This is a genomic window from Neotabrizicola sp. VNH66, from assembly GCF_049445895.1.
GTDB lineage: Bacteria > Pseudomonadota > Alphaproteobacteria > Rhodobacterales > Rhodobacteraceae > Pseudogemmobacter.
Map to the genome: position 1 here is coordinate 1 of NZ_JBMSDW010000043.1, position 3,217 is coordinate 3,217.

Annotated in this window: 3 protein-coding genes and 1 tRNA gene; 3 read left to right on the forward strand and 1 reads right to left on the reverse strand. The window is 59.4% G+C overall.

The genetic code is table 11. The features are described from left to right. Window positions 1-438 precede the first annotated feature (438 nt). The 3 genes from ACO2Q5_RS23770 to ACO2Q5_RS23780 all read left to right on the forward strand — a co-directional run bounded on the left by ACO2Q5_RS23770 (window position 439) and on the right by ACO2Q5_RS23780 (window position 2,537). Window positions 439-514 (forward strand) — tRNA-Phe (locus tag ACO2Q5_RS23770). A gap of 284 nt (window positions 515-798) precedes the next feature. Next, window positions 799-2,052 carry an ImmA/IrrE family metallo-endopeptidase gene (locus tag ACO2Q5_RS23775; protein ID WP_423295687.1) on the forward strand — a complete coding sequence of 418 codons (1,254 nt, stop codon included), beginning with the start codon at window positions 799-801 and terminating at the stop codon, window positions 2,050-2,052. Continuing rightward, on the forward strand, window positions 2,052-2,537 hold the full coding sequence (locus ACO2Q5_RS23780; protein ID WP_423295688.1) for a DUF4411 family protein: 486 nt from the start codon (window positions 2,052-2,054) through the stop codon (window positions 2,535-2,537). The genes ACO2Q5_RS23775 and ACO2Q5_RS23780 overlap by 1 nt, the downstream gene beginning before the upstream one ends. Window positions 2,538-2,630: 93 nt before the next feature. Here ACO2Q5_RS23780 and ACO2Q5_RS23785 read toward each other — a convergent pair. Beyond that, a partial coding sequence (locus tag ACO2Q5_RS23785) for a hypothetical protein (protein ID WP_423295690.1) occupies window positions 2,631-3,217 on the reverse strand: 587 nt, incomplete at its 5' end.

Here is a 3,217-nt window from a genome sequence, read left to right on the forward strand (position 1 = left end):
GAAGCGCGCCGAGCGCTTGAGCAATCTGAGGGCTCCGCGACCGGCGCGCTTGCCCAACCCGAAACCGACAACTATCAACCCCAAGGACTCTCGTTATGAACGAGGGAACTTCCGGGGGGCAGGTCAGACGCCATGCGTCACGCCCCTGAAAGCGACGGCGGTTGTTCTGATGCGTTCCGATCTGCCGGCTTTCGGATGGCCTGCGATCCGGCCTCAGCCAACGGCCAGGCTGCGGAATGCCCGATCCTGTCGCCCCCCTCCCGAAGCGCCCCAGATCCCGGTCGACACAGTCCCGTCTGCATTACAGATCCCCTCCGGACCGTGCTCTGCACCAGCCCAGAACACTGTTCGACACCTCAGAAAGCGGAGCGGAAATTCAGGTCGTTTTTCCTCTGGACAGCCCCTGCAGCCTTGGGTATCACCCCCTCACCAAACGGTGCCCAGATAGCTCAGTTGGTAGAGCAGCGGATTGAAAATCCGCGTGTCGCTGGTTCGATTCCGGCTCTGGGCACCACTTTTTCCAAGAAAATAAAGAAATTTCAATATATTACGCGACTTTAATTCCAATTAATCCACCCATGCGTCCACCTTTCGGCGGTTGGTTGCACCGGTAGACAGCGCACACCATGCGCTACTTAAATCTATGACGCAGGGCGGGACACGAGGGCGTTGCACACGGGGCTCACATGGTCGCGAGCGCGCAATCAAATCTCGGGGCATGGACTCTTTCACTGGAATTTCATTCCCATCTGAGGAGAATGACCTGAAGCAGCAGGCACCAGCCGTCCCGGCAAGCACATGAGCGTTGAGGAAGCTATCAATCCTGCGGTCCTAGTTTGGGCGCGCGAGACGGCGGGGCTCTCCATAGAGGAGGCGGCGCACAAGATCGGTTTGACCTCTGGGACGCGTGGCACTGCGGCCGAAAAACTTGAAGCCATGGAGGGCGGCGAGCGAGCGCCAACCGAGGCGCAGCTAGCCAAAATGGCAGCCGCATATCATCGCCCGCTTCTCTCCCTCTACATGGCGGAGCCGCCGCGCCCGGCAGACCGAGGTGAGGATTTCCGAACGATGCGCACCCCGGTCGCGCGGCAGGAAGCCGCATGGTTAGATGCCCTTGTGCGGGACGTGCGCACCCGGCAGAGCATTTTGCGCGACATGATGGAGGACGAGGAAGACGCGGAACCAGTCGGTTTCGTGGGCACCCTCACCATCAGCACATCGATTGCGGAGGCCGCCAACCGGATCAAGGCCGCACTCGGGATTGACGATGATCGCAGCTTCCGGCGGGGGATGCGTCAGCCTGAAGACCTCTTTACGGAACTGCGGCGCAGAACCGAAGCCCTCCGCGTCTTCGTCATCCTCTTGGGCGATCTAGGAAGCCATCACACCGCAATCTCTCCGAAAGTCTTCCGGGGCTTTGCCGTTGCTGACAAACTCGCGCCCATGATCGTGATCAATGATCAGGATGCCAAAGCGGCGTGGTCCTTCACCCTGATTCATGAATTGGTGCATATCTTCGTCGGCAATACCGGCGTTAGCGGCCTTCCCGCGAAAGAGGAACCGCACACACCTAATGCCCGCATCGAACGCTTCTGTAATGACGTGGCGGGCGAACTGCTACTGCCGGATCAAGCATTGGCGCGACTGCCCAAACTGGTAACGGCCGAGTCGGTTATGCAGGAGACCGATATTTTGTGTCGGGAATGGCACGTCAGCAAGGCGATGGCGGCCTATCGACTTTGGCGCGAGCGGAAGACGGATGCGGAGACTTATGGCGAGGTCGTCCGCATTCTTGCCGAGCAATGGCAGCGCCAACGTGCCCGTGAACGGGACCAGAATCGCGGCACGGAGGGCGGGCCTAGTTACTACGTCGTCCGCCGTCATCGTTTGGGGGAAGCCCTTTTGCGCTTCGTGGGGCACGGGCTCCGCGCCGATGCCGTAACCCATACCACGGCCGCGAAGGTTCTGGGTGTTCGCCCCGGTGCAGTTGAGCCCCTGCTATCTAGCGTGATGGGACTCGGCAACGGCGCTCCAAGGAGGAAGGCAACCTAGTGCTCTACCTCCTTGACGCGAATACATTAATCCGAGCGAATGGCGATTATTACTCTATTGAGCGCATTCCACAGTTCTGGGATTGGCTTATCGAATGCGGCCGAGCCGGGCGTGTGAAAATTCCTCGTGAAATTGCCGACGAAGTGACAACCGGAAACGATGACGTTGCGGACTGGTTGAAGGAAGACGATGCCAAGACCGCCCTCCGTCTGAATGAGAGGGTTGACGTTGCGTCCCTCCGGCATGTGGTCAACCATGGATATGCCCCCGATCTGGATGGGACGGAAATGCAGAAGATCGGAAAGGACCCTTTCCTCGTCGCATATGCTCTCGGCAAGACGGACCGAACGATTGTAACGAAGGAGCTTTCCAAGCCGTCGAAACAACGCGCGAACAGGAAGGTGCCAGACGTGTGCAACGTCTGCGGAGTCACATGGCTGAATGACTTCGGATTCTATCGAGAAGCCGATTTCAGGATAGGTTGAGCGCCCGCCTCCGTGCTTTCGGCTGCGTCAGCCTCTAGGTATGTTTCAATACCGCTGGACAGGCCTTGGGCACGATGGTACGGGCCGGTTTGACTAGCTTTCAGGCCTCGGTCTACGGCGCAATCTGATCCCCGAAAAAGGAGCAGGAGGCACTGGGGGCGTGGGTTCAGGCTCAGGCGGAAGCTCGCCGTCATATTCCCCCATGTCCGCAAACAGATCGGCATAGGGGGTATCAGAAGCAGCGCCCTCTTCCGCTGTGGATGGTTCCTCCGGGGCAGTGCCGAACAATTCCTCGTCGGTTTCCTTGGTGCCGGTGCGATAGGGGCTGTTCAGAAACCGCATGGCGAGGTCGGCAAGATAGGACAGCCCATCCGGTTCGCTCCCCGTAAGATCACCCTTTTCGCCGTAGGTGGCGGGCGAAAGCGGGTTGCCTTTCATCACCCCGGCGGAAGTGTAAAGCTGTATGGCGCGTTCATCGGCTTTCAGAGCCAGCGCCATATTGCGTTCCTTGTCCCTTGCGGTCGTCGCCTCGTAATAGCCCTTCCATGCCTCGGCGCGGCGTTGTTGCGTTAATCGGATGGAGGCCAAGGTGACCCTTTCCCGCTCTGCGTTCAGCGAACGGCTGTGATCTCGGCGGTGCCGAGGGCGTTGTATCTGTTCATGATGGCGATGCGGATCTG